The sequence below is a fragment of the Pseudooceanicola nitratireducens genome (assembly GCF_900109195.1).
In the GTDB taxonomy this organism is placed as follows: Bacteria; Pseudomonadota; Alphaproteobacteria; order Rhodobacterales; family Rhodobacteraceae; genus Pseudooceanicola; species Pseudooceanicola nitratireducens.
On the sequence record NZ_FNZG01000002.1, the window covers coordinates 564,519 to 588,068 of the forward strand.

The window sequence follows — 23,550 nt, forward strand, 5'->3', positions numbered from 1 at the left end:
GACAGGCTGGGCGTCCGGATGGTGGCGATGCTGTCCATCGCCCTGTTGCCCATTGGCCTGATCTCCCTGTCCCAGACCCTTTCGGTGGTCGAAAATGCCGAGGCGCTGACCCGGTCTGCCTATCTTGGGCAGACCGTGACGGCGACCGAACGGCAAAGCGACCTGATCCACGAAGGCTTCGCCTCGGCCCGGGTTCTGGGCGGGGCGCTGATTGCCATGCAGGACGACCAGGGGGCCTGTTCGACGCTGATGGAGGGATTCATCCGTTCGCACCCCGCCTTTACGCTGGCGGTCTTTGTCGAACCCAATGGCGTGTCGCGCTGCAATTCGCGGGGCGAGATCTTCGATTTCCGCCGCACGCAGACCTACAAGGATTTCCAGTCCGATCCGCGCCCGCGCATGAACGGCACCGAAAGCGGCACGGTGACCAAGCAGTCGGTCATGCTGATCGCGCAGCCGGTCTATGAAAACGGCGTCTACCTTGGCTTCGTGTCGCTGTCGCTGCCGCGCGCCAATGCCCGGTTCGAGCCGAATTTCAATGGCCCGACCAGGCCGGTCGACCTGTTGACGATCAACCGCAACGGCGAAGTGCTGCTGGCCATGGGCGATTTCGACACGGCCTCGGACCGGTTGCCGGCCTTTCGCGACCTGAATTCCCAGCTGTATCGTCAGTTCACCTCGTTCCGGGCCACGGATCGCAACGGGGTGGCACGGGTCTATTCGACCACGCCGATCATCCCGGGCATCGTCTTTGCCGTCTCGGTCTGGCCGGCCGAGGTCGGCTCGGGCGATCAATGGCTGATCAGCCGGTCGGCCCTGATCTTCCCGCTGCTGATGTGGGTGGTGTCGCTGGTGGTCGCCTATTTCGCCGTGCACCGTCTGGTGATCCGGCATGTGCGGAACCTGCGCCACAAGATGCGCCGCTTCACGCTGGATCAGACGCCGCCCGTCGCCGGCATCCTGACCACCGGGCGCGCCCCCGCCGAACTGGTGCAGATGGAGGAAACCTTCGACACGATGGTCGAACGCATCACCCGCGACACGGCCGAGCTGGAAAACAACCTGCACGAAAAGAACATCCTGCTGAAAGAGGTCCACCACCGGGTGAAGAACAACCTTCAGCTCATCGCGTCGATCATCAACATGGAGGTCCGCAAGGCCGCCCAGACCGAGACGAAGTCGACCCTGCGCCGTATCCAGGACCGGGTCATGGGCCTCGCCACGGTGCATTCGAACCTCTATCACACTGCGCGGCTAGCCAACCTGCGCGCCGATGGTCTGCTGGAAGACATCCTGGATCAGATCGTATTTTCCGCGCTGCCCCAGGACAGCAAGGTCGAGGTCGAGGTGGACATCGAAGAGGTCGTGCTCTCGCCCGAACAGGCGGTGCCGCTGTCGCTTCTGGCGACGGAAACGGTCACCAATGCGATCAAGTACATGGGTGCCGTCGAACAGGGCACGAAACCCTGGATCCGCATCTCTCTGCGCAACACCGGCGAAGGAACCTGCAGCTTTGCGGTGTCGAATTCCAAGGGCATCCGCGACCCCGAGACCGAGGTGAAGGCCAGCACCGGCCTGGGCCGTCAGCTGATCGACGCCTTCGCCATGCAGCTGGGCACGCGACCCGAGCTGCTTGAAACCTCCGACAGCTATACGCTTCAGGTGAACATCGATCTGAACCGGGCGGGCTAAGGCCCGCGCCCGGGCCGCAACGCGGATCCGGCGCTGTCTGGTGCCCCCAACTAAAGGGCCCGATCACTCAGGCCCATTTGGTCAGGTCCATTTGATCAGGTTTGCCCCGAAGAAACCGCGCCCTCGCCGGATCAGGTCCATTTCGCCATGGGCGGCAGCGACATCAGCACCGCGTTGGCGTCATGCCCGGTGGCCAGGCCGAACTTCGTGCCCCGGTCATAGACCAGGTTGTATTCGGCATAGAGCCCGCGATGCACCAGCTGGGCGTCCTTGTCGGCCTCGTCCCAGGGCTGGACCCGGCGCTTTTCGATCAGCGGCAGATAGGCGGGCAGGAAGGCCCGGCCGATATCCTGGACAAAGGCGAAGTCCGCCTCCCAGTCGCCGGTGCAATGATCGTCCAGGAAAATCCCGCCGACCCCGCGCGCCCGGTGGCGGTGCGGGATATAGAAATACTCGTCCGCCCAGGCCTTCAGCCGGTCATATTCGCCCGCCCCGTGCGGATCGCAATGGGCCTTTTGAACGGCGTGGAAATGTGTGGTGTCCTCGGCATATTCGATACAGGGGTTCAGGTCCGACCCGCCGCCGAACCACCAGCCATGCGGGGTCCAGAACATGCGCGTGTTCATATGGACGGCCGGGCAATGCGGGTTCTGCATATGCGCCACCAGCGAAATGCCCGAGGCCCAGAACCGCGGATCATCCTTCATGCCGGGCAGCCCCTTGCGTGCCGCCATGGCGGCCTGCGCCTCGGCTCCCAGTTCGCCATAGACGGTCGAGACATTGACGCCGACCTTCTCGAAGACCCGGCCGCCGCGCATCACGCTCATAAGACCGCCGCCGGCATCGCCACCTGCCGGGGCCTCGCGCCGGGTCTCGGTCACCTCGAACCGGCCGGGGGCGCGATCCGCCGTCGGCCCACTGTCCTGGCTGTCCTCAAGACCTTCAAAGGCGGCGACGATCTCGTCCCGCAGCTGCCGGAACCATCCCGAGGCCCGCTCTTTCTCTGACTGCATCATCCTGCGACACCCCCCATGATCATCTTGCCCAAAATACTCCCGCCGGAGGCGTCCCTTCGTCGACGCCTCGCCTGCGTCCCGGTTAATGCGCCCCAGTCAAAGCACCGCGATCAATGCGCGGGTGCGGCGACCGGATCCAGCAGGGTGCGCCCGCCGTCCACGGTGATCACCTGGCCGGTCATGAAGCTTGATGCGTCGCAGGCCAGGTATTGCGCGGCCTCGGCCAGCTCTCCGGCGGCGGCGATGCGGTTCAGCGGCGTGTGATCCTCGATGTCGCTGCGGAACTCGCTGTGGTCCTTCAGCGTGGTCTTCAGGCTCTCGCTCATCACGGACCCGAAGGCCAGGGCGTTCACCCGGATGCGATGCGGGGCCAGGGCCACGGCCAGCGACCGGGTCATCTGGTCCAGCGCGGCGGTCGACACCGAATAGGCCAGCAGCTCGGGGTGGGTCCGGCGCGCGGCGATGGACGACAGGTTGACGATGGACCCGGCGGGCGCATCTTCGCGGTCGTCTTCCTCGGATTGCTTGATCATGCGCTTGGCGATGGTCTGGCTCAGCCGCAGGGCGGTCTTCAGGTTCTGCTCCAGCAGCGTCTCGACCGCGTCGTCATCGGGGTTCAGCGGGTCCGACACGATCACCTGCCGCGAGGCGTTCACCAGGATGTCGACCCGGTCAAAGGCGTCGATGGTGGCCGAAAGCAGGTTGGCGATGGTCAGCTTTTCACGCAGGTCGCCGGCGAAATAGCGGATGTTCTCGCTTTCGGGGTTTTCGCCCAGCTCGCGGATCAGCGCCTCTTCATCGAGGTCGGCGAAGATGACGTTGGCACCGCGGTCGGCAAAATGCTTGCCGATGGCCAGGCCGATGCCATTCGCGGCCCCGGTGACGATGGCCGTCTTGCCGGCGATGGAAAAGGACATGGGAATGCTCCTTCGGAAGGGTCCGGATCAGGATCTGGGTTTGCGCCGCAGCTGGCGTGAGGCACCGGGGCCACGGGGCGCGGCGGCCCGGATGACCTTGAAGGCACCGGTTCCGGCGATCTCTTCGTGTTCGGCAAAACACTCGGCCAGCACGGGTTCATAGGGCAGGTGGCGGTTGGCCACCATCCACAGGGTGCCGCGCGGCGACAGGCTTGCGGCGGCCTTGCGGATAAAGGCACGGCCCAGTTCGGGGTCGGCCTTGCGTTCGGTATGGAAGGGCGGGTTCATCACCACCGCATCGGCGCGGGTCTGCGGCGACCAGGCGGTGGCATCGGCCCAGTGGAAGCTGACGCGCGGGTCGGTCAGGTTCAGCCGGGCACAGGCTAGCGCGGCATGGTCGGCCTCGACCAGGTCCACATGGGCGACACCGGCGCGGGTCAGCACCTGCGCGGTCAGATAGCCCCAGCCGCCGCCCAGGTCGATCACCCGCGACCCCAGCTTTTCCGGCAGAGAGGCCCCCAGCAGCGCCGAGGCCGGGTCGATCCCGTCGGCGGAAAAGACGCCGGGCGCGGTGTGGAACCCCTGTTCCAAGACCTGCGGGCCGGCCGCCCAGTCGGCGAAATCGCCGCCTTCGAACCAGAACAGTTTTCCATGCGCCTTGTTCACGGGGCCCGAGACCTCGGCCCGCTTGCGGCAGTCGCGCAGCACGGATTCGATCCCTGCGTCCTTGGTGCCGTCCACGGCGATCACGCCGTCGCAGATCTCGGACGCCTGGGCGATCCAGGCGCGGGCCAGTGCCTTGGCGCGGGGCAGCAGGACCAGCACCAGGTCATAGCGCCCCTCGGGCACGGTGCGGCAGGTCAGCCCCTGGCGTTCGAAATACTGGTGATCGGGGAAGAACCCGGTGATGACCTCGGTGCGGTCTTTGGGCAGGGCGTCAAGGGGCGCGCCCGCGCGCGGACCCAGAACGGCGATCCGGCCTTCGGGCAGGGTCAGCCCGCCAGAGGCGAGCGCGATGTCGAGCCTGGGATAAGAGGACAAGGCCCCGTTATTCCTTTTCCATGGTGCATTGCAGCGGATGCTGATGCTGTCGGGCGAAATCCATCACCTGGGCGACCTTGGTTTCCGCGATCTCGTGGCTGAAGACGCCGACCACGGCGACGCCCTTCTTGTGCACGGTCAGCATGATTTCAAAGGCCTGGGCGTGGGTCATGCCAAAGAACCGCTCCAGCACCGCGACGACGAATTCCATCGGGGTGTAATCGTCGTTCAGCAGCAGGACCTTGTACAGCGGCGGGCGTTTCGTCTTGGGCTTGGTGTCGACGATGACCGAGGTGTCGCCCTCGTCGTCATCGCCCATGCGGTCGCCAATCGACATCACGGGTGCCGTCTTCGAAGACCACGAATATGTCGGCGTCTGGACCATCGAATTTCCGTCTGGATCGCTTGGGAAGGGTTTCGGGATTTGGCTCTTCTATATAACGTCCGTTCCGAGCTTTGGAAGGGGTGCCGTGTGGACCCGCAGGAAAAGGGGCCCGGGAATGGCGCAAAATCTGACGGTCGTGGGCTTCGATGCGGATGACACGTTGTGGCACAACGAACGGTTCTTCCAATTGACGCAGGATCGTTTCGCCACGCTTCTGGCCGATCATGCCGAGCCTGATCACCTGGCCGAACGGCTTCTTGCGGCCGAGCGTCGCAACATCGGCCACTATGGATTCGGCATCAAAGGCTTCGTGCTGTCGATGATCGAAACCGCGCTTGAGGTCACCGACAAGCGCGTCCCGGGCGAGGTGATCGCCGAGCTGATCGCCGCCGGCCAAGAGATGCTGGCCCATCCGATCGAGCTTTTGCCCCACGCAAGGGACGTCGTCACCCGCGTGGCCGACAGCCACAGGGTCGTGTTGATCACCAAGGGCGATCTGCTGGACCAGGAACGCAAGCTGGCGCAATCCGGCCTGGGCGATCTGTTCCACGGGGTCGAGATCGTGTCGGACAAGACGCCTGCCACCTATGCCCGGATCTTTGCCAACCACGGCGACGGGGCAGGGCGCGGCATGATGGTGGGCAATTCGATGAAATCCGACGTGGTCCCGATGATCGAGGCCGGCGGCTGGGGCGTTTATGTCCCCACGGATCTGATCTGGGCGCTGGAACGGGCCGAGGCCCCGGAAGACCACCCGAAGTATCACCAGATTAACGATCTGTCGGGCCTTCCCGCGATCCTGGATCGACTCGGCTGAATTTTCAGCACGGGGGCGGGTGCCGCAATTCTGCCTCAATTGCTTGTTTAGTCTGCAATAAGTTTTGACCAACCAGATCTGCCGTGGGTGATGCGCGCAAAAGCGCGAATGCCCCTTAAATTCCGGTTTCGTACGCGCCTAAGGATATGTTAGGCTGTGGGTAATTATAAATGGTCAGTCGAATAATCGGCGGCCGAGGCAGTGAAGTGAGAGGCAAGATGGAGCGGCAGAATAAGCCGACCCGTTGGCGGGCACTCGTATTCTACTTTCTATGTGCGATCTTTGCGCTGGCACCGGGGTTCGGTCTCCGGGGTGCGGCGGCAGCCCCCTATGCGGCAATGGTGATGGACGCCCGGACGGGCGAGGTATTGCATTCGCGAAACGCGGACGCCCGGTTGCACCCGGCGTCCCTGACCAAGATGATGACGCTCTACATCGCGTTCGAGGCGGTGAAGAACGGTGAAATCACGCTGGACACCCCGGTGCGCATCTCGCGCAACGCCGCGGCGGAACCGCCGTCGAAACTGGGGCTGGCCGCGGGTCAGAAGATCAAGCTGCGCTACCTGATCCGTGCGGCGGCGGTGAAATCCGCCAACGACGCCGCCACCGCGATCGGCGAGGCGCTGGAAGGATCCGAAGCGGCCTTTGCCCGGCGCATGAACCGCACCGCCAAGGCGCTTGGCATGACGCGCACGACCTTCAAGAACGCCCATGGCCTGACGGAAAGCGGGCATCTGTCCTCGGCCCGGGACATGACGCTGCTGGGCCGTCACCTGCTGTTCGACTACCCCGAATATTACAACCTGTTCTCCCGCACGCAGACCGATGCGGGGATCAAGCAGGTGAACAACACCAACCGCCGTCTGCTGTCGAACTATCGCGGTGCCGACGGGATCAAGACCGGCTATACCCGCGCCGCAGGTTTCAACCTTGTGGCGTCGGCCGTGCGGGGCAATGAACGGATCATCGCCACCGTTTTCGGCGGCCGGTCCTCGGCTTCGCGCAATGCCAAGGTGGCCGAGCTTCTGGACCTGGGCTTCAAACGCGCGCCCTCGAACGCGCCGAACCGCGCGCCCGATGCACCGGTCTATGCCGCCGTCAAGACGATCGAGCAGGCGGATGGCAAGATGCGCGCCGCCGGCAAGGTCATTCGCCTGAACACCGCCGTCAGCCGGTCGCTGCGTCCGCAGGCCCGTCCGGGATCCGTTGCGGCACCGGTTCTCGTGGCCTCGGCCGGGGGGGCGGCGCCGATGACCGACTCCATGGCCGATACGATCGACGCCGTGGTGGCCGAAGTCGCGCAGAAGGCCAGCCTGATGCCGCAGACCAAGCCCGCCGCGCCGCGCAGCGCCCCGGAAGAGGTCATGGATGCCTCGGCCGCGTCGGCGGCAAACGGCGTTCTGGTGCCGGTCGCGCGACCCGTGGGCCTGTTCAACCGGATGCTGACCGAGGAAACCACCATGGCCCCGGAAATGCCGCGCGTCGTGACCCGTGTCTCGACCTCGGGCGGGCGTCACTGGGGGATCAACATCGGCCGCTACAAGTCGCACAACGCCGCCGAACGCGTGCTGTTGCAGACCGCGCTGAAGGAAACCGACACGCTGGACGGGGCCCTGCGCAAGGTCGTGCGCAAGCCGACCGGCTTTGACGCGAACTTCCTGGGGATGGAGCGTGAGATGGCCGACCTGGCCTGCCGCCGCCTTCAGGCCCGCAACCAGACCTGTTTCATGATCGGCCCGTCCTGAGCCGATCTTGAGACGCGAAATCAAAGAAACCGCCGGTCGCAGGATCGGCGGTTTTTCTTTGTGCGTGTCGCGGCGGGTTCAGGGCTTGGGCCGTGTGGCTTGGGCCTTAAGGCTTGGGATGATCGTCCCATTCCTTTGACAGGATGCGCTGACTGTCGCCCTCGGGGTCGTCGTATTGGTTCGACTTCACCGTGTAGATGAACCCGATCAGGCCAACGGCCCCAAGGAACAGCGAAATCGGGATGAGCCAGACAAGGACGTCCATGGTTTACCTCAGGCGCAGGGCGTTCAGCGACACGGTGATCGAACTGGTCGACATCGCCAGCGCCGCGATCAGGGGGGTGGCCAGACCGGCAATCGCCAGCGGCACCGCGATGATATTGTAAAGCGTCGCGATGCGGAAGTTTTCCCGGATGCGACGGGTGGCGGCGCGGGCCGTGGTCAGGGCCGAGGGGATCGGCGACAGATCGCCCCCCAGCAGCACGATGTCCGAGGCCACGCGCGCCGCATCCAGCGCCGTCGCCGGAGAGATCGAGACATCCGCCGCCGTCAGCGCGGCGGTGTCGTTCAGCCCGTCGCCGACCATCAGCACCTTGGCCCCGCCGTCCTGAAGCGCCTGGATGCGGGCGGATTTGTCGCCCGGCAGGGCCTCGGCGGTCCAGTCGGTGATCTTCAGCCGTGCGGCCAGATCCGCGACCGCGGCCTGCCGGTCGCCCGAGATCAGGGCGACATGGATGCCCGCCGCCTGCAGCGCCGCGACGGCCTGTTCCGCGCCGGGGCGCAGATCATCGGCAAAGGTGAATTCGACCACCTGTTCGCCGATGGACAACACCGCACCCGTGCCGCCGTTCTGCGACGGACCGGCCCAGCCGGCGCGGCCCAGCCTGACGGTCTGCCCGTTCAGCTGCGCCTGGGTGCCATAGCCCGGCATCTCGGTCAGGTCGGTCACGGGGGCGGGCGGGACGGCCAGATCACGTAGGGCGCGGGTCAGGGACTGCGACAGCGGATGGGCCGACCCCTCGGCCAGCGCCAGGGCCACCGACAGGCTGGCGTCGTCGATCCGGTCCAGGCCCAGGGGCAGGGGGCGGCCGGCGGTCAGCGTGCCGGTCTTGTCAAAAACCACCGTATCGACCGAGGCCAGGCGTTCCAGCGCGGTTTCATGCTTCACCAGCATGCCGCGTTTGAACAGCCGCCCGCTGGCGGCGGTGGTCACCGCTGGCACGGCAAGGCCAAGGGCGCAGGGGCAGGTGATGATCAACACGGCGGCGGCGATGTTCAGCGCCGTGCGCAGGTCCCAGGAATACAGATACCAGCCGACAAAGGCCAAAGCCGACAGGATATGCACGCCCGGCGCGTAAAGCTTGGCCGCACTGTCCGCCAGCGAGGTATAGCGCGACCGCCCGCTTTCGGCGACGGCCACCAGATCTGCCATCCGGTGCAGCGATGTGTCCTGCCCGACGGCGGTGGCGCGCAGCAGCAGGGGGCCGGTCAGGTTGACCTCACCCGCGCTGACGGCGGTGCCGGGTTCGGCGGGGACGGGCAGGGTTTCCCCGGTCAATAGGGACCGGTCAAGCTCGCTCCTGCCCTCGATGATCTCTCCATCCACGGGCATGCGTGCGCCGGGGCGGACACGGATCAGGTCGCCGATGTGCAGATCGGCCACGGGGGTTTGGATCTCCTCGCCATCCACGACACGCCAGGCGCGGGGGACTTCCAGGGCGGTCAGCTCCTCGGCCGCGGATCGGGCGATGGCGCGGGTGCGGTGATCCAGGTAACGGCCCGCCAGAAGGAAGAAGGTCAGCGCCAGCGCGGCGTCGAAATAGGCGTGTTCGCCCGACAGAGTGGTTTCCCAAAGCGAGGTCACCAGCGCCAGAAGGATCGCCAGGGTAATCGGCACGTCCATGTTCAGGCGTTTTACCTTCAGCGCGCTCCAGGCGTTGCGAAAGAAGGGCTGGGCGGAAAAGGCGATGGTGGGGAAGGTGATGAAGGCGCTGATCCAGTGGAACAGATCGCGGGTGGCATCCGCCGCGCCGGACCAGACCGCCACCGACAGAAGCATCACGTTCATGGAGGCAAAGCCCGCCACCGCCAGCCGCATCAGCAGATCGCGCCCGGCCTTGTCGGTCGCGGTGACGGCGGCGCTGCCGGGGTCCAGCTCATGCGCCTCGTAGCCGATGGCGGCGAGCGTATGCACCAACTCGTCCGCCGTGACGGCGCTGCCCGCATCGACCTGCGCCCGTTTCAGCGTCAGGTTCACGCGGGCGTCGTTGACCCCGGGATGGGCGTTCAGCGCCTGTTCCACCGCCGAGATGCAGGCCGAACAGTGGATCGTAGGCAGCGACAGGGTCAGCTTGACGTCGCGGATCGCGGCGCGGGCGGCAATATCCTGGGCCGAGGGGGCGGCCGAACAGGCCGGACAGGCCGAAAGTGTGGCGGTGCTCATGTCAGCGCTTCACATGCAGGATGACGCGTTGCTGGAACCGGCTGCCGTCTTCGGCCAGCGCGGTCATGCGGATGTTCCAATTGCCGGGGCCCAGGTCCAGCGGGGCCTCGTAGACCGTGCCGTTGAAGGCAAAGGCGGGTTCCACATCGTCGTTCACATGGGTGGCGCGGCCGACGACGGCGTGCAGGTCGCGGACCCGCACCGGGCCATCGGCATCGGTGATCGACAGATGCACCATGCCGTCCTGCCAGTCGGCGAAGATCGTCCAGCCAAGCGCCTGCTGTTCGGCGCGGCGGTCGTCGAATTCCTGGCTGGCGACATAGGAATTCTTGACCTCGAGCCCGGGGAAGGTGCGGATCGCCTGGGTCGCCATCACCAGATTGACGGTGATGATGATCCCGAAGGCGGCGGTGAAGCCGGCCAGCACATGCCAGCCCTTCAGGCGGAAGCCGGTGTCGTCAGCGTGGGTCATCAGTTGCTCCTTCCGTTGAAGATGGATTCCGCATGGGCGCGGTCGCCGTTGGTGATGTCCTCGACCCAGAAGCGGAACTCGGTCCGTTCGTCTTCTGCCGGGGCCGAGTCGGCCGGGGCCACGACGTAGACGCGCACCAGCTTGGCGGTGTCGGCGGGGACGGTGACGGTTTCATAGGGCGTGCCCTCGATCTGGATGCGCAGGGCCGGGTTGCCGGTCAGCGACATGCGGAAGGGGCGCTCCTCTCCGTGCTTGTTGCGCAGGCGGACGTCATAGGTGTTGCGGATCGACCCGTCCGAGAGCGTGACAAAGGTCGGGTTGCGCACCGGGGCGACGGTCATGTCGATGTCGGGCCGGATGAACAGGGCCACGACCAGCGCCACGCCGACCAGCGACCACAGCGCGGTGTAAAGGATCGTGCGCGGGCGCAGGATGTGTTTCCAGATCTGGCGCGGCTGGGCCCCGGCCCGTTCGGCCTGTTCGTCGGTCAGCGCCATGTAGTCGATCAGCCCGCGCGGCTTGCCGATCTTGTCCATCACGTCGTCGCAGGCGTCTATGCAGAGCGCGCAGGTGATACAGGCCAGCTGCTGGCCGTCACGGATGTCGATGCCCATGGGGCATACGTTCACGCAGGCATTGCAGTCGATGCAGTCGCCCAGTTCCAGCACCGGCGGCTTGCCCACGCCCGAGGGCATGCCCGGCATCGGGATCTTGGGCGAGGTGCCGCCGTGCTTTTCGCCGGCGGCCCCGGTGATGCGTTCCGGCTGGGCGGCGCGGCGCTTGCCCTTGCCGCGCGGTTCACCCCGCCATTCGCGATAGGCGACGGTGATCGTGTCCTCGTCCATCATGGCGGCCTGGATGCGCGGCCAGGGGCAGGCGTAGATGCAGATCTGTTCGCGGGCGAAGCCGCCGAAGATGAAGGTGGTCATCGTCAGCACGAAGATCGTCGTATAGGCGACCGGATGGGCGTTCAGCGTGAACAGGTCGGTCAGAAGCGTCGGCGCATCGGCAAAGTAGAAGACCCAGGCCCCGCCGGTGGCCAGTCCGATGCCGAACCAGGCGATCCATTTGGTCAGCCGCAGGCGGGCCTTGCGGAAATCCCATTTCTTCTGGCGGTGCAGGCGGATGCGGGCGTTCCGGTCGCCCTCGATCCAGCGTTCCACCAGGATGAACAGGTCGGTCCAGACGGTCTGAGGGCAGGTATAGCCGCACCAGACCCGGCCAAGCGCCGAGGTGAAGAGGAACAGCCCAAGCCCCGCCATCACAAGTAGGCCCGCAACGAAGTAGAATTCGTGGGGCCAGATCTCGATCCAGAAAAAGAAGAACCGCCGGTTCGCCAGGTCCACCAGCACCGCCTGATCGGGCAGGTTCGGGCCGCGGTCGAACCGGATCCAGGGCGTCAGGTAATAGACGCCCAGGGTCAGGATCATGATGATCCATTTCAGGTTGCGGAACTTGCCCATAACGCGGCGCGGGAAAATCGGTTCTCGCGGGGCGTAAAGATTCTCTGGCTGGTTCTGGTCTGTCGCGGCCACGGCGGTTCACCTGCATTCAACACATTTCGTGCATGCTTGTGGCAGGCGGCGCGGGTCGGAACCTTGACCTGCATCAAATCAGATATTTTCGATCTACCTATTTCAGCGTCGAAACCCCCTGTATTACAGGGGTACGGGCCGAAATCGTGCCGCTATGTCGCAGCTGATCGCGATTGCGTGATCAGCCAGCGGTGCAGCGCCTTGGCCGAGGGGCGCATGATTCCGATGCGCCGCACCAGGTGATAGCCCTTCTTGCGCTGATCCTGAAACAGCAGCCGAAGCCGCCCTGACTCGAGGTCGGGTTCGACAAAGGCGCGGGCGGTCACGGCGATGCCCTGGCCGGCGCGCGCGGCCTCGACCATCAGGTTGCCGGGAAGGGATGTCAGGCCCCGCGCGCGGTTCACCGTCGCCCCGTGATCCAGCAGGTATTGCGTGGCCTCGTTCGTGCCCAGTTCCTGCAGCCAGTGGAAATCGGTCAGATCGGCCGGGGTTTCATAGGGCTTGTCCCCGATCAGGTCCGGCGAGGCGACGACCGCGATCGGGGTTTCGACCAGCAGCTCGGCCTCCAGCCCCGGCCAGGAGCCGTTGCCGTAGCGTACCGCCATGTCGATCCCGCCGGGCGACAGCTCTCGCAGCTCGGGCGAGGGGTCGACCATCAGCGAAAGGTCCGGGTGCCGCGCCCGGAAGTCCGCCAGACGCGGCATCAGCCAGGACGAGGCAAACAGCGGCGTGGTCGAGATATGCAGCGGGCGGTCGGCATCGCGCCCGGTCAGTTCCGCCGTCAGCCGCGCGATGTCGGCGAACCCGGTCAGCGTCGTTTCGGCCAGCATCTGGCCTTCAGGCGTCAGGGATTTGGCCTTCCGGTCGATCAGGGTCAGGCCCAGGTGGTCCTCTAGCGTGCGGATCTGCTGGCTGATGGCCGCATGGCTGACATTCAGCCGCGCGCCCGCTTCGGCCATGGATCTTGTGTCGGCATAGGCGGCAAAGGCGCGCAGCGCGGTCAGAGGGGGCAAGTTGGTCCAGTCCATTGTAAGGTCAGCTTACATCGTGCGGAAATTCCTGAATAGCCCTGAGTTGGGATCAGGCCATATACCAAGGGCAGTCACCCAGAGATGAAAGGACGGGTCATGACACAGAAGACCAATGAAACTTTCATGCTGGCCGCCGGGCTGCCCAATGCCGCAACCCTGTCGCCACGGGGGCTGCGCCACCGTCGCCAGCCGCGGATCGACTGGGAACGCCGTTTTCACCGCACCGCCTGACCTTCGCGCCGGCCCCATCCCCGGGGCCCATCCATCGGGCCCCATCCCCGGGGGCCTCTGCACTGCACATCCCTTTGTCAGAAAGGACATCCCCATGCTTGGCATCTATGCAAACAGCTTCCTGACCGCGACCCGGTCGTCCGACCGCCCCGCAGGGCCGCGCCCGACCAAGGCAGCGTCGCCGCGCTGGCGTCGCCCCGGCTGGGTCTCTTCCCCGAAAGACTACTGACCCGATTCCGAAACGGGTGTGCCTGCCCTAGCGCAGGGCGCGCCCCTTGAGGATCGCGTCGGGGCCGAACTTCTTGCGGATCGCGTCGGTGGCGCGTTCCGCGTTCCCCCGCCGCGTGGCATCGGGATCGAGCAGATCGCCAGACACGCCCCCGTCGTTGTCCGGCACGAGGTCCGCGATGCCAACCCCGATCAGGCGATAGGGCCCCTCGGCCCCGACGCTGTCGAACAGGCCCCGCGCGGTGCGATAGATCGTATCGGCCAGCTGCGCGGGGTCGCGCAGGGACAGCCGCCGCGACAGGGCGGAATGATCGCGGCGCTTCAGCTTCAGCGTGACGACGCGCCCGGCCAGCCCCTTGGCCTTGGCGCGGTCCGACACCTTTTCCGCCAGCCGCCACAGATGCCCGTCCAGCAGGTCGGGGTCATTGGTGTCCTCGAAGAACGTCGTCTCGTTCGAGATCGACTTCATCGGCGCATTGCGGGTGATCCGCCGCCGGTCCTGGCCGCGTGCCAGGTGCCACAGCCGGTCGCCCATGGATCCGAAGCGCGCGGCCAGGTCCGCGCGGTCCCATCTGAGCAGATCGGTGAAGGTGCGGATACCGGCCTTTTCCAGCGACGCCTGGGTCGCGGCACCGACGCCCCAGATCAGGCGCACCGGCTTGTCGTGCAGGAAATCCGCCGTCTCGGCCGCGCCGATCACCGAAAATCCATGCGGCTTGTCCAGATCCGAGGCCACCTTGGCCAGGAACTTGTTGTGGCTCAGGCCGACGGACCCGGTCAGCCGCAATTCCGTTCGCATGCGCCGGATCAGCCGTGCCAGCATGTAACTGGGCGGATGGCCGTGCAGCCGGGCGGTGCCGGTCAGGTCGATGAAGGCCTCGTCCAGCGACAGCGGCTCGATACTGGGGGTCAGTTCCTCCATCATGTCGCGGATCTCGCGCGAGGCGGCGACATAGGCCTCCATCCTCGGTTTGATCACCACCGCCTCGGGGCAGAGCTTGAGCGCCTGGAACATCGGCATGGCCGAGCGTACGCCCTTGATCCGGGCCACGTAGCAGGCGGTCGACACGACGCCGCGTTTGCCGCCGCCGATGATCACCGGTTTGCTGGCCAGCGCCGGGTTGTCGCGCTTCTCGACCGAGGCATAGAAGGCGTCGCAATCCATATGGGCGATCGACAGGCTGTTCAGTTCCTCGTGCGCGACGCAGCGCGGGCTGCGGCAGGCCGGACAGCGCAACCCCTTGCGCGCGGGCGCGTCAAAGGCGGTCAGGCAATCGCGGCAGAGGGCGTCCATTGCAAAGATCCGGGGGCAGCTGAGGGGCGGGTCGGGCCCAATATAGGCCGCACGGGCAGGGCGCGCCATATGCTGCGCAAGCTCCGTGATCTGCCCTTGCGCTTCCGCACGAAAATCGGTTTTCTTGCGCCTCGATGTTATCTGACGCACGAAACGGGACAGCTGCATGGACAATTGGGACGAGATCCGCACCGCCTTTCAAGTGGCCCGCCTGGGCACGGTGTCTGGCGCGGCCGAGGTTCTGGGCGTGCACCATGCCACCGTGATCCGCCATATCGACGCGCTGGAGACCCGGCTGGGCGTCAAGCTGTTCCAGCGCCATGCCCGTGGCTATACCGCGACCGAGGCCGGGCAGGACCTGCTGCGCGTGGCCCAGGCGACGGACGATCAGTTCAGCCAGCTGGCCGGGCGGATCAAGGGGCGCGGTAACGATGTGTCGGGCGAGCTGGTGGTGACCACCATCGGCGGGATTGCCGAATTCATGGTGCCGGTGCTGGCGAAGTTCCAGAAGGATTACCCGGATGTGATCCTGCGCTACCTGACCTCGGCCCGGCTGTTCCGGCTGGAGTATGGAGAGGCCCATGTGGCGATCCGCGCCGGCAGCCCGCCCAGCCAACCCGACAACGTCGTGCAGCCCTTCCTGCACCTGCAATTCGCGATCTACGGCAGCAAGGAGTACATCGAACGCCATGGCATGCCGTCCTTCCCGGACGGGATGGCGGGGCACCGCTTCGTAGGGCACGATGATCCCGCCAGCCGCGCGCCCTTTGCGCGCTGGATGCGGGACAATATCCCCGCCAACCAGATCGTCTTCCGCTCGGGTGACGATGTGGCGACGCGGCAGGCGGTGCTGGACGGGGTCGGCCTGGGCTTCATGCGGACCTTCGAATGCGCCAGCCACGACCTGGTGCAGGTGCATCCGCCGCTGCCCGACTGGGACAGCGTGCTTTGGCTGGTGACCCACATGGACCTGCACCGCACGAACAAGGTGCAGACCTTCCTGCGGTATCTCAAGGAACACACCACCCATCTGCGCGACCCCAAGCTGCCCGAGATGACGGCGCCTGAACAGAAGGCTCCTGACCAAAAAGCCCCGGGCCAGAAGACACCGACCCAGAAAGCCCCCGGCGCGTGACGCCTTCCCGCGCGGGTCACCTGGCGATGCTGCTGTTCTCGGCCCTCGTGGCCGGGTCCTTTTCCCTTGGCGTGCTGGCCGCGCCGCATATCGCACCGGCGGCGCTGAACGCGGTGCGCTTTGTGATCGCGGCGGTCATCGTGGGCACGGCGGCGGCCCTGACCACCGGCATCCCGCGCAGCGCCTTCCGGGGGTTCTGGCGCTATCTTCTGATGGGCGGCGTCTTCGGCACCTATTTCGTCCTGATGTTCGAAGGCTTGAAGACGGCCGACGCGGTCGCGGCCTCGGCGGTTTTCACGCTGGTCCCTGTGATGGCCGCCGGTTTCGGCTGGCTGCTGCTGCGCCAGCGCACGACACCCCGGATGGCGCTGGCCCTGGCGATCGGCGGGGCGGGGGCAGTCTGGGTGATCTTCCGGGCCGATCCGGTCGCGCTGCTGCGGTTCCAGATCGGCAAGGGTGAGATGATCTATTTCTGGGGCTGCGTGGCGCATGCGCTTTACACGCCGCTGGTGCCGAAACTGAACCGGGGTGAACCGGCGGTGGTCTTCACCTTCGGCATGCTCTGCGGGGCGACGATCATGGTGGGGGGCTATGGCGCGGCAGACATCCTGGCGACCGACTGGCTGAACCTGCCCGGCATCGTCTGGATCACGATCCTCTACGTGGCGGTCTTCGCCTCGGCCTCGACCTTTGTGCTGATGCAGTTCGCCTCGCTCCGGCTGCCCTCGGCCAAGGTGATGGCCTATACCTACCTGGTGCCGTCCTGGGTGATCCTCTGGGAAATCGGCAAGGGCGCGGGGCTGCCTCCGCTGGCGATCCTCGCGGGCGTGGCGCTGACCATCCTGTCGCTGCTTCTGCTGCTGAAGGACTAGTTTACTCTTCCTCGTCCCGATTGCCCTCGTCCTCGGGGGGCTCGGTCAACTCCCGGGCCAGGAAGGCCTCGAAATGATCCAGGTTCACCGGCTCGAACTGGCCAAAGCCCTGCATCCAGACCGAGGCATCGCGCAGCGCGTCGGGCTCCAGCTTGCACCATTTCACGCGGCCGCGCTTTTCCTGGCTGATCAGTCCCGCGCGGGTCAGGATCGTCAGGTGCTTGGAAATCGCCGCCAGCGACATGTCGAAGGGTTCGGCCACGTCGGTCACCGCCATGTCGTCTTCCAGCAACATGGTCAGGATCGCCCGGCGGGTCGGATCGGCAAGGGCGGCAAAGGCACTGTCTAGCGGGCTGCTCATGGCTGCCATCTGGGGCGGATGCCCCACGATGGTCAACCACTTCGTTGAACGTCCCGCCCCGCCGCCCGCGCCCCGCTGAGAGAAGATTCAACCAAAGCGTTGAATATGCCCTGCTGGGATGTTTGCGCCCAAACTGCCTGCGGCGTGCTGTCCCGCTGGCATCATCTTGCCAAAAATACTCAAAAAAATCAGCACCTTACCGCCGGCGGTGCGGCGCAATGACTCGCCTTGACTAAAACCCGCCCCCCGCTTAGCAAAGCGTCAACTTTTCCTTGGGGGCAGATGTGGCCGATCCCGACCAGAAACGTCAGCTTGCAGATCTTGAAGCCAAGATCGCAGCGGCGAAGCAGGGACAGGCACCGAAACCCCGGGGGGACGAGCACTATTCGACGGCGAACCTCGCCTGGCGCATGGTGATCGAGCTTGTTTCCGGTCTTGGGATCGGTTTCGGCATCGGCTTCGGGCTGGACTCCGTGTTCGGCACAACACCGTTCCTGATGCTGATCTTTACATTGCTGGGCCTGGCCGCTGGCATCAAGACGATGATGCGCACCGCGGCCGAGCTTGGCGGGACGAATGAAGCGGCCGGCACAGCACCGGCGACACGCGAAGGGGACCGAGATGGCGACTGAAACCGCAGCGGCACACGGCGAAGAAGGCGGCCTTGTCTTCCACCCGATGGATCAGTTCATCGTCAAGCCGCTGTTCGGCGGCACCGAGGTGCATTGGTACACGATCACCAACGTGACCCTGTGGATGGCGCTGGCCGTCGTCGCGATCTTCGCGCTGATGGTCCTGGCCACCTCGCGCCGCGCCACGATCCCGTCGCGCGGTCAGTCGATCGCCGAACTGGCCTATGGCTTCATCTACAAGATGGTCGAAGACGTGGCCGGCAAGGATGCCGTGGGCTTCTTCCCCTACGTGATGACGCTGTTCATGTTCATCGTCTTCGCCAACTTCCTGGGCCTGATCCCTATGTCCTTCACGACCACGTCGCATTTTGCCGTGACGATCGTGCTGGCGCTTTGCGTGTTCCTGACCGTGACCATCTATGGTCTGGCCAAGCACGGCACCAAGTTCCTGGGCCTGTTCTGGGTGACCTCGGCCCCGCTGCCGCTGCGCCCGATCCTGGCCGTGATCGAACTGATTTCCTACTTCGTCCGTCCCGTCAGCCATTCCATTCGTCTGGCCGGCAACGTGATGGCCGGTCACGCCGTGATCAAGGTGTTCGCAGGCTTTGCCGCCATCGCCGTCGTGTCGCCCGTATCCATCCTGGCGATCACCGCGATGTACGGGCTCGAAGTTCTCGTGGCCTTCATTCAGGCCTATGTCTTCACCATTCTGACGTGCGTTTACCTCAAGGATGCGCTGCACCCGTCGCACTAAGAACCGGGATGCGCGGCGGTAGCGGCGCATCCAACGTCACCAGATTTCCAACTTCCAACCGTAAGGAGATACACCAATGGAAGGTCAACTCGCACACATCGGCGCAGGCATCGCAGGTCTCGGCACGGGCATCGCAGCCCTGGGTGTCGGCAACGTTGCCGCAAACTTCCTGGCCGGCGCTCTGCGCAACCCCTCCGCAGCTGCTTCGCAGACTGCAACCCTCTTCATCGGCATCGCATTTGCAGAAGCACTGGGCATCTTCTCGTTCCTGATCGCTCTGCTGCTGATGTTCGCCGTCTAATCTGACAGCGATTATCCTTACGCAGGGGCGGAGCCACGGCTCCGCCCATTGCGAGGCCCCCGGACGGGGTTCCCACGGGAAAACAGTCCTGACGACCGGGAAAGACCGATAGAATTCCACCTTGCGTTCCGACGGAGGACACCATGGCCACACCAACCGGAGACGGTCTTGCCGATGCAACCGGCGTCGCGACGCACGCCGAAGGCGCAGCCCCGGGCATGCCGCAGCTGAACTTCGACCATTGGGGCAACCAGGTCTTCTGGCTGCTGATCACTCTGGTCGTGATCTACCTGATCCTGTCCCGCGTGGCGCTGCCCCGCATCTCGGCCGTTCTGGCCGAACGGACCGGCACGATCACCAATGACATCGCCGCCGCGGAAGACCTGAAGCAGAAGGCCGTCGAAGCCGAAGCCGCTTACGACAAAGCCCTGGCCGACGCCCGCGTCGAAGCCGGCAAGATCGTTGCGGACACCAAGGCCGAGATCCAGGCCGACCTAGACGCCGCCACCGCCAAGGCCGATGCCGAAATCGCCGCCAAGGCCGCCGAGGGCGAAAAGGCCATCGCCGAGATCCGCGCCAACGCGCTGGAAAGCATCGAGGCCGTCGCCAAGGACACCGCCGCCGCCATCGTCAGCGGGCTCGGGTTCTCGGCCGAAGCCAAGACGGTCGATCAGGCCGTCGCAGACCGGATGAAAGGCTAACACCATGCGTTTTGCTGTTTTCACCGCCGCCCTGGTCGCCGCCTCTCCGGCTGCTGCCGCATCGGGTCCGTTCTTTTCGCTGCGCAACACCGATTTCATCGTGCTGCTAGCCTTCCTGGTCTTCCTGGCCGTCCTGATCTACTTCAAGGTTCCGTCGATCCTTGCCGGTCTGCTGGACAAGCGCGCCGAGCAGATCACGTCCGAGCTGAACGAAGCCAAGTCGCTGCGCGAAGAAGCCCAGGCTCTGCTGGCCTCCTACGAGCGCAAGCAGAAGGACGTTCAGGCCCAGGCGGATCGCATCGTCGAAGCCGCGAAGAAAGAGGCATCCGACGCCGCGGCCCAGGCCAAGCTGGATCTGGAAGCCTCGATCAAGCGCCGCCTGGCGGCTGCCGAAGAGCAGATCGCCTCGGCCGAAGCCTCGGCTGTGAAAGAGGTCAAGGACCGCGCCGTGACTGTCGCCGTGGCTGCTGCCCGCGAAGTCATCGCCTCGCAGATCAAGGCGGCCGACGCCAACAAGATGATCGACGACGCCATCGCGACCGTCGAGCAGAAGCTGCACTAAGCGGATCTGTGAAGAATTGGAAAAGGCCCGGGGTTCTGCCCTGGGCCTTTTTCGTTTGGGCGTTTGGTTGGGTCGTGTTGGTCCGCGTCGGTGTCGCGTGATGTGACCTTGGAGTGACCTTGCCCGGATGGGCAAGGACGTAGAGGGGGGCAGGGGGCTGTCTGCCCCCTGCGCCACGACGGCCGGGGCCGTCATGGCTACCCCCGAGGATATTTCCGGCAAGAGGATGGTGGGGGGTGACGGGATTCCTGGGTCAGAACTCGACGCCGATTTGGGCCTTGATGCCGGAGCGGAAGGGGTGCTTGATCAGCTCCATTTCAGTGACGAGGTCGGCGGCCTCGATCAGGTCTTCCTTGGCGTTGCGGCCGGTCAGCACGACATGGGTCATGTCCGGTTTTTCCGTGGTGAGGAAGCGGACGACCTCGTTGATGTCGAGGTAGTCGTAGCGCAGGGCGATGTTGATTTCGTCCAGAAGCACCATGCGGTTGGCGGGGTCGCGGATCAGTTCCTTGGCCTTTTCCCAAGCGGCCTGGGCCATTTCGGTGTCGCGGGTGCGGTCCTGGGTTTCCCAGGTGAAGCCCTCGCCCATGGTGTGGAAGGCGCAGGTGTCGGAGAATTTCGACAGGATCAGGTCGCGTTCGCCGGTGGACATGCCGCCCTTGATGAACTGCACCACGGCGCATTGCATGTCATGGGCGATGCAGCGGAAGATCATGCCAAAGGCGGCCGAGCTTTTGCCCTTGCCCTTGCCGGTATGGACGATGATCAGGCCCTTTTCGTCGGTCTTGGTGGCCATGATCTTGTCACGGGCGACCTTTTTCTTTGCCATCTTCTCGGCGTGGCGGTCGGGATCCTGGGTCATCGCGTTCTCCGGTTGTCGTGTCAGACAGGGGTAGCGCGGCGCGGGTGTGCGGACAAGGAAAAGGGCGGCCCCGAGGGTCGCCCTTGAGGGGATGTATGGCTGGGGCCGCGTTATTCCGCCGGGATGGCGCGGGCCGTCGAGGGGCGCGCAAAGTGCTGGCGGTTCAGGCGGAAGACCAGCGCGATCATCGCGATTTGCGAGGCCAGGGTCAGGGCGATCAGCGCCCAGTAGGGGGCCGAGAACTTGTCGATGACCTCGGCGGCGACAAGGCCTTTGTGCACGAAGAAGAAGAGCAACACGTTGAAGGCGACGCCGGGGCAGACCAGGGCATAGGAGCCAGGCGAGGTTTTCGACCCGAAGACGAAGTCGCGGAAGTAGCCCTGCCGCCGCATCACCGTCAGGCCGAGGGCCAGGAAGAGGACCTGGACGCTGATGAAGCGGGCGAGGAAGACCAGGGTCTCACCGGCAGAGGTATGGCCGTCGAAGGTGACGTGCAGCCCATGGTCCTGGCGCATCAGCAGAATGCCGAGGATGGTCATCAGCGGCACGACAATCATCAGGGTGGGCGCGGCCTCTTTCGCGGTGCCGTGGTGCAGCATCGACGACATGGCCGTGATCAGGGCGATGACGGCATAGACGAAGGCCGCCGTGCCAAAGAGGGTCGAGAGCACAAGCGCCGCGCCAACCGTCTGAGGGCTGTGGGACATGGCCGCGGGGGCGGCAAGGCCGACGCCGGTCATGGCAAAGGCGAAGGCGGGCAGAAGCTGGCCAAAGCTGTTGTGCTGGGTCATGTCGAACGCGCCGCCGGTCGACAGGATCCGGCCCAGGTAGCGGCCGATGTCGCGGAAGGCGAGAGCTCCGATCAGGACGAAGGCCACCATGGCGGCTGGGAAGAGGATTTCCACCACGCTCCAGAGGTTGGGCACGAAGACCAGGCCCAGGATGAAAAGCGCGTTCACCGACATGGCCAGCGCCAGGGGGCGGGCCAGCAGCGTGGCCTCGGCATTGGTGGTGCGCAGTTTCGCGTAGGCCTCGGTTATCGACCAGGCGGAGAAGCGGGTGAGGTTCCAGGCCAGCGCCCGAAGGTTCAGCGCCGCGAAAAGCGCGATGCCGGCCATGGCGATGGCAATGGCAAGGCGCAGGGCCGGCGTGCCGGTTGTCCAGGCGGCGGTGATGTCTTCGAAGATCGGCACCGGGCGGCCGGGGTGTGGGACCCAGAACATCAGGTACATGAAGAAGGTGACGGCAAGGCCGCCAGAGCCGACGGAAGCCAGGAAATACAGCGGGTTGTATGTGTCTGCGGGACGGGGCTGCAAGGACATGATGCGATCCTTTCTACGCATTCGGAATGCGGAATATATAATATTCAAGAAATGGAATGTATAGGGGCAGCATGTCGCAGGGGTTTGGGTTCTATGTTCTGGGTTCAGGGTTTGTTAACCCTGATGGGATTAAGTGAGGGGATGTGGCGTCTGTGTCTGTTCCTTCTGCTGGCTGGTTGTGCGGCTCCGACCTCGGGGTTTCGCGGGGCTGTTGTCAGCGACCACGCGGTCGAGGGCAGCCGCTTCAAGGTCTATCGCAGCGGGGATCAGGCACAGGCGGTGCGCATCACCCGCCAGTTCGCGCCTAGGATCGGGCCGCTGGCCGGGCGGGCGGCGATCGCCATGCAACAGGGCACGGGCTGTCGCGTGACCGAAATGGCGGGGGATGCGGCGGTTCTGGTTGCGCGGCTGTCCTGCGGTGCACCGCATCCGTCCTGCAAGGTCGACGCGGTGCTGAAGGGGCGTCGCGGCTTCAGGCTTCCGGTTGTGCGGGACTGTCCGTAGGGGCCGATGGATCGACGGTGCCGGCATAGGTGATCGAGGTTGGGCGGGCATAGCCGGCGTGCGTGGTGCGCCCGATTTCGCGAAAGCCCATTCGGGTGAAGGCGGCCTGGTTTCCCGTCAGCTCGACCCGGACCTGAAGGCGGAGTTCGGGCAGGGCGAGGGCGCGGGCGCGGTGGTCCGCAAGGTCGATGAGGATCCGGGCAAGGCCCTGGCCCCGGGACCCGTCTGCAACGGCAAGCTTGCCGACATAAAGGTGATCGGGGGCCGGGGTCAGGATCACGCAGGCGCGTGGTGCAATTGGGTTGCCGACAGAGGCCGGCCGCGCGACCCCGGTGTCGGTGTCGGTGTCGGTGTCGGTGTCGGTGTCGGTGTCGGTGTCGGTGTCGGTGGTCTGCGGCAGGGTTGGACCTTTGGAAGGCACAGCGTCGGCGAGTGAACCCATTGCAGAGGCTGTGTCAAAGGCCGACAGGACGCCAGGGGCAGTTGCGGGCTCAGAGGGCAAGGCCGGGATGACCCAGAGCTCCTTCTGCGCGGCCTCGGCGCGAAGTTCGTCCAGCCCGATGCGGGTCATGGACGAGGGCGGGTCGATCCGCCCCTCCATATAGGCAAAAGCTGAACGCAGCAGGGCCAGAACCGGGGCCAGGTCGTCGTCGGGCCCAAGGCGCTGAACAGGGGGTATGCATGAGGGCGCGACCAT

General features: G+C 65.3%; 28 protein-coding genes. 13 read left to right on the forward strand and 15 right to left on the reverse strand.

Annotation, left to right across the window (positions count from 1 at the left end; all coding sequences use genetic code 11):
* The first annotated feature begins 27 nt into the window (after nucleotides 1-27).
* Nucleotides 28-1,692, forward strand: a complete 1,665-nt coding sequence (locus BMX99_RS08660) for a sensor histidine kinase (RefSeq protein WP_170848687.1) — start codon at nucleotides 28-30, stop codon at nucleotides 1,690-1,692.
* Nucleotides 1,693-1,823: 131 nt separating this feature from the next.
* On the opposite strand, the gene hemF is transcribed toward BMX99_RS08660, so the two are convergent.
* The 4 genes from hemF to clpS form a co-directional block, all read right to left on the reverse strand.
* Nucleotides 1,824-2,705: an oxygen-dependent coproporphyrinogen oxidase gene (hemF, locus tag BMX99_RS08665; RefSeq protein WP_409371771.1), complete on the reverse strand. Its 882-nt coding sequence runs from the start codon at nucleotides 2,703-2,705 to the stop codon at nucleotides 1,824-1,826.
* A gap of 113 nt (nucleotides 2,706-2,818) precedes the next feature.
* A complete protein-coding gene (locus BMX99_RS08670; protein ID WP_093450156.1) occupies nucleotides 2,819-3,625 on the reverse strand; it encodes an SDR family NAD(P)-dependent oxidoreductase in 807 nt (268 codons plus the stop codon).
* A gap of 27 nt (nucleotides 3,626-3,652) precedes the next feature.
* Nucleotides 3,653-4,666, reverse strand: coding sequence for a class I SAM-dependent methyltransferase (locus tag BMX99_RS08675; RefSeq protein WP_093450159.1), 1,014 nt, complete (start codon nucleotides 4,664-4,666; stop codon nucleotides 3,653-3,655).
* Nucleotides 4,667-4,673: 7 nt separating this feature from the next.
* Nucleotides 4,674-5,003 carry an ATP-dependent Clp protease adapter ClpS gene (gene clpS, locus BMX99_RS08680; protein WP_093451261.1) on the reverse strand — a complete coding sequence of 110 codons (330 nt, stop codon included), beginning with the start codon at nucleotides 5,001-5,003 and terminating at the stop codon, nucleotides 4,674-4,676.
* 163 nt (nucleotides 5,004-5,166) lie between these two features.
* Here clpS and BMX99_RS08685 point away from each other — a divergent pair, with 163 nt between their 5' ends.
* Nucleotides 5,167-5,868, forward strand: a complete 702-nt coding sequence (locus BMX99_RS08685) for an HAD family hydrolase (RefSeq protein ID WP_093450162.1) — start codon at nucleotides 5,167-5,169, stop codon at nucleotides 5,866-5,868.
* A 218-nt stretch (nucleotides 5,869-6,086) separates the two neighbouring features.
* Nucleotides 6,087-7,613 carry a D-alanyl-D-alanine carboxypeptidase family protein gene (locus tag BMX99_RS08690; RefSeq protein WP_093450165.1) on the forward strand — a complete coding sequence of 509 codons (1,527 nt, stop codon included), beginning with the start codon at nucleotides 6,087-6,089 and terminating at the stop codon, nucleotides 7,611-7,613.
* 106 nt (nucleotides 7,614-7,719) lie between these two features.
* Here the strand turns inward: BMX99_RS08690 and ccoS are convergent, their stop codons facing one another.
* From ccoS to BMX99_RS08715, 5 genes are all read right to left on the reverse strand, one after another.
* Complete coding sequence (ccoS, locus tag BMX99_RS08695; protein WP_093450167.1) at nucleotides 7,720-7,878, reverse strand: cbb3-type cytochrome oxidase assembly protein CcoS; 159 nt, start codon at nucleotides 7,876-7,878, stop codon at nucleotides 7,720-7,722.
* A 3-nt stretch (nucleotides 7,879-7,881) separates the two neighbouring features.
* Nucleotides 7,882-10,056, reverse strand: a complete 2,175-nt coding sequence (locus tag BMX99_RS08700) for a heavy metal translocating P-type ATPase (protein ID WP_093450169.1) — start codon at nucleotides 10,054-10,056, stop codon at nucleotides 7,882-7,884.
* Nucleotide 10,057: 1 nt separating this feature from the next.
* Nucleotides 10,058-10,528: a FixH family protein gene (locus BMX99_RS08705; RefSeq protein ID WP_093450172.1), complete on the reverse strand. Its 471-nt coding sequence runs from the start codon at nucleotides 10,526-10,528 to the stop codon at nucleotides 10,058-10,060.
* Nucleotides 10,528-11,991, reverse strand: coding sequence for an RdxA/RdxB/FixG family protein (locus BMX99_RS08710; protein WP_409371772.1), 1,464 nt, complete (start codon nucleotides 11,989-11,991; stop codon nucleotides 10,528-10,530). The genes BMX99_RS08705 and BMX99_RS08710 overlap by 1 nt, the downstream gene beginning before the upstream one ends.
* 224 nt (nucleotides 11,992-12,215) lie before the next feature.
* On the reverse strand, nucleotides 12,216-13,091 hold the full coding sequence (locus BMX99_RS08715) for a LysR family transcriptional regulator (protein WP_093450176.1): 876 nt from the start codon (nucleotides 13,089-13,091) through the stop codon (nucleotides 12,216-12,218).
* A 99-nt stretch (nucleotides 13,092-13,190) separates the two neighbouring features.
* On the opposite strand from BMX99_RS08715, the gene BMX99_RS19990 reads away from it, so the two are divergent.
* On the forward strand, nucleotides 13,191-13,325 hold the full coding sequence (locus BMX99_RS19990) for a hypothetical protein (protein WP_261315547.1): 135 nt from the start codon (nucleotides 13,191-13,193) through the stop codon (nucleotides 13,323-13,325).
* Nucleotides 13,326-13,419: 94 nt separating this feature from the next.
* The gene (locus BMX99_RS19995) at nucleotides 13,420-13,554 is read left to right on the forward strand and encodes a hypothetical protein (protein WP_261315548.1); all 135 of its coding nucleotides are present in this window, start codon (nucleotides 13,420-13,422) and stop codon (nucleotides 13,552-13,554) included.
* A 27-nt stretch (nucleotides 13,555-13,581) separates the two neighbouring features.
* On the opposite strand, the gene BMX99_RS08720 is transcribed toward BMX99_RS19995, so the two are convergent.
* Nucleotides 13,582-14,847 carry a DNA polymerase IV gene (locus BMX99_RS08720; protein ID WP_093451264.1) on the reverse strand — a complete coding sequence of 422 codons (1,266 nt, stop codon included), beginning with the start codon at nucleotides 14,845-14,847 and terminating at the stop codon, nucleotides 13,582-13,584.
* Between the two features lie 166 nt (nucleotides 14,848-15,013).
* Between BMX99_RS08720 and BMX99_RS08725 the strand changes: the two genes are divergently transcribed.
* Nucleotides 15,014-15,982 carry a LysR family transcriptional regulator gene (locus BMX99_RS08725; protein WP_093450179.1) on the forward strand — a complete coding sequence of 323 codons (969 nt, stop codon included), beginning with the start codon at nucleotides 15,014-15,016 and terminating at the stop codon, nucleotides 15,980-15,982.
* Nucleotides 15,979-16,854 (forward strand): DMT family transporter, encoded by an 876-nt coding sequence (locus BMX99_RS08730; RefSeq protein WP_093450182.1) that lies wholly within the window; start codon nucleotides 15,979-15,981, stop codon nucleotides 16,852-16,854. The genes BMX99_RS08725 and BMX99_RS08730 overlap by 4 nt, the downstream gene beginning before the upstream one ends.
* Before the next feature lies 1 nt (nucleotide 16,855).
* On the opposite strand, the gene BMX99_RS08735 is transcribed toward BMX99_RS08730, so the two are convergent.
* Together BMX99_RS08735 and BMX99_RS20000 are read right to left on the reverse strand one after the other, a co-directional pair.
* The gene (locus BMX99_RS08735; protein ID WP_093450185.1) at nucleotides 16,856-17,215 is read right to left on the reverse strand and encodes an ArsR/SmtB family transcription factor; all 360 of its coding nucleotides are present in this window, start codon (nucleotides 17,213-17,215) and stop codon (nucleotides 16,856-16,858) included.
* A gap of 87 nt (nucleotides 17,216-17,302) precedes the next feature.
* Nucleotides 17,303-17,434, reverse strand: a complete 132-nt coding sequence (locus BMX99_RS20000) for a hypothetical protein (RefSeq protein WP_280140391.1) — start codon at nucleotides 17,432-17,434, stop codon at nucleotides 17,303-17,305.
* A 65-nt stretch (nucleotides 17,435-17,499) separates the two neighbouring features.
* On the opposite strand from BMX99_RS20000, the gene BMX99_RS08740 reads away from it, so the two are divergent.
* The 5 genes from BMX99_RS08740 (at nucleotide 17,500) to BMX99_RS08760 (ending at nucleotide 20,165) form a co-directional block, all read left to right on the forward strand.
* Complete coding sequence (locus BMX99_RS08740; RefSeq protein ID WP_093450188.1) at nucleotides 17,500-17,847, forward strand: AtpZ/AtpI family protein; 348 nt, start codon at nucleotides 17,500-17,502, stop codon at nucleotides 17,845-17,847.
* Nucleotides 17,837-18,601, forward strand: a complete 765-nt coding sequence (locus tag BMX99_RS08745; RefSeq protein ID WP_093450191.1) for a F0F1 ATP synthase subunit A — start codon at nucleotides 17,837-17,839, stop codon at nucleotides 18,599-18,601. The genes BMX99_RS08740 and BMX99_RS08745 overlap by 11 nt, the downstream gene beginning before the upstream one ends.
* Before the next feature lie 76 nt (nucleotides 18,602-18,677).
* Nucleotides 18,678-18,902, forward strand: a complete 225-nt coding sequence (locus BMX99_RS08750) for a F0F1 ATP synthase subunit C (protein WP_058245700.1) — start codon at nucleotides 18,678-18,680, stop codon at nucleotides 18,900-18,902.
* Nucleotides 18,903-19,045: 143 nt separating this feature from the next.
* Entirely contained in the window at nucleotides 19,046-19,603 is a 558-nt protein-coding gene (locus BMX99_RS08755) for a F0F1 ATP synthase subunit B' (protein ID WP_093450193.1), read from the forward strand.
* Nucleotides 19,604-19,607: 4 nt separating this feature from the next.
* Nucleotides 19,608-20,165: a F0F1 ATP synthase subunit B gene (locus tag BMX99_RS08760; protein ID WP_093450196.1), complete on the forward strand. Its 558-nt coding sequence runs from the start codon at nucleotides 19,608-19,610 to the stop codon at nucleotides 20,163-20,165.
* A gap of 253 nt (nucleotides 20,166-20,418) precedes the next feature.
* Here the strand turns inward: BMX99_RS08760 and cobO are convergent, their stop codons facing one another.
* Nucleotides 20,419-21,027, reverse strand: a complete 609-nt coding sequence (gene cobO / locus BMX99_RS08765; RefSeq protein ID WP_093450199.1) for a cob(I)yrinic acid a,c-diamide adenosyltransferase — start codon at nucleotides 21,025-21,027, stop codon at nucleotides 20,419-20,421.
* Nucleotides 21,028-21,137: 110 nt separating this feature from the next.
* Complete coding sequence (locus BMX99_RS08770) at nucleotides 21,138-22,349, reverse strand: TsoY family (seleno)protein (RefSeq protein ID WP_093450202.1); 1,212 nt, start codon at nucleotides 22,347-22,349, stop codon at nucleotides 21,138-21,140.
* Nucleotides 22,350-22,472: 123 nt separating this feature from the next.
* On the opposite strand from BMX99_RS08770, the gene BMX99_RS08775 reads away from it, so the two are divergent.
* Complete coding sequence (locus BMX99_RS08775) at nucleotides 22,473-22,853, forward strand: hypothetical protein (protein WP_139199470.1); 381 nt, start codon at nucleotides 22,473-22,475, stop codon at nucleotides 22,851-22,853.
* Here BMX99_RS08775 and BMX99_RS08780 read toward each other — a convergent pair.
* Nucleotides 22,822-23,550, reverse strand: coding sequence for a GNAT family N-acetyltransferase (locus BMX99_RS08780; RefSeq protein WP_244525506.1), 729 nt, complete (start codon nucleotides 23,548-23,550; stop codon nucleotides 22,822-22,824). The genes BMX99_RS08775 and BMX99_RS08780 overlap by 32 nt on opposite strands.